Raw genomic sequence first — 800 nt, 5'->3', positions numbered from 1 at the left:
TATGTTGGGAGTCACATAGAAGATCAGATCCTGGAAAACGGGAAAGGTTCCGTTCAGGACGCTACTTGTGTATAAGAGTCAGCATGAAATGCATTCAGTCGAATATTGCCCTGTGCCGGTTTCCCCGATGCCATTCTCTGTTCGGCGGTTTCTATGCCATGATCGACCGCGTTACGAACCAAATGAGTCAAGGGTTCACTGATGCGTTCGACAACCGATTTATCCAATTCTGTTTCAGCACCATCAATGGTCAGCGAAATCGATTTACCCAACTCCTGACTGGCATCACGAACCAGACGTTGAAATCGCATGAAAGTCTCGCCAATTTCAACCATTCGTAAACGTAAGGCCGACTCTCTTATTTGTTCAACGTGTCGATTAATGGCCGATACCGAGGCGAGTAACTCACTATCTGCTTTACTCCGCGCCAACATTTCACCACCGGCAGAAGCAATCACTAACTCTCCGACCAAATTAATAAGCTCATCCAGTTTTTGTGCTGAAACCTTAATAAAGGCGCTATCGGCATGACGTTTTTCTCGTATTTGGCTCTGTTTTTGCAACGCTTGATTGACCATGACAGGAGGAACAATTCCCTCCTCCACCAATAATTCACCCAAGCGAGTTTTTTCCGGATGTTCTGCTTGTCGTGATAGTCCTTCGCACAACTCATGCTCGGTCAATAATCCACTTTGGATCAGTATTTCCCCCAGTAGTTCAGGGCGGGATCGCACTTTGTTAATGAAATTTGAACAGGCAGATCGTCTGTGATCTAATCGCGTCTCCATGCAGGAGGCACG

At 46.5% G+C, this 800-nt stretch carries 1 pseudogene; it reads right to left on the bottom strand.

Features of this window, described 5'->3' with window-relative positions:
* Positions 1 to 53: 53 nt before the first annotated feature.
* Positions 54 to 800: pseudogene (locus ACYVG7_RS10035) on the bottom strand (chemotaxis protein CheA); the annotation flags it as partial.

Source organism: Pseudaeromonas pectinilytica (assembly GCF_054780855.1).
Note: the sequence above shows the minus strand (reverse complement) of the source record. Positions and strands in the feature narration are given on the sequence as shown.